The organism is Alcanivorax sp. HI0083 (genome assembly GCF_001635175.1).
In genome coordinates this window covers 1-451 of record NZ_LWFX01000513.1, presented here as the reverse complement: position 1 = coordinate 451, position 451 = coordinate 1, and the positions used below count along the sequence as shown (strand labels likewise).

2 pseudogenes are annotated in these 451 nt (G+C 51.9%); both read right to left on the bottom strand.

Going from position 1 to position 451, the window contains the following annotated elements:
- Window positions 1-192, bottom strand: a pseudogene (locus tag A3754_RS28450) (hypothetical protein); the annotation flags it as partial.
- Window positions 185-451: pseudogene (locus tag A3754_RS05265) on the bottom strand (type I restriction endonuclease subunit M); the annotation flags it as partial. The pseudogenes A3754_RS28450 and A3754_RS05265, both read right to left, overlap by 8 nt.

The following is a 451-nucleotide window of genomic DNA, read 5'->3' as shown; positions in this document are numbered from 1 at the left end:
CTTTGGAATGTCTCTCTCATCTAATCCGTAGTCCTTAATATTTCTAATTAGGATTAGAGGAACCCCATCACTTTTGTAGTCGGACGCATGTAACTGGGCCCCAAAAGGCCCGGTCTGAACCGTATCCTTATGGTTATTTCCGAGCTCTAAAATTGTTGCCTCTTCCCACCCATGGGGCACAGCATTACTCATACCCCAGCTCCTGTAGATACCCCTTCATCACGCTCTCAGCATCCGCAACCTGGGCATCCAGCTCGCTCAGTGAGACACGATACTTGTCCCACCAGCGCTCCAACTGGGCAATGACTTTGGCATCCACTTCACCCGCGGCATCCCGAATGGCTTCCTTGCTGTCGATCTCCGGCTTGAAGTCGTAATACCCTTCACCCGCTGACGGCTCCTCATCCCGCCTCACAAACACCGCAGACACATCAAAGTCTTCCAGGATTTC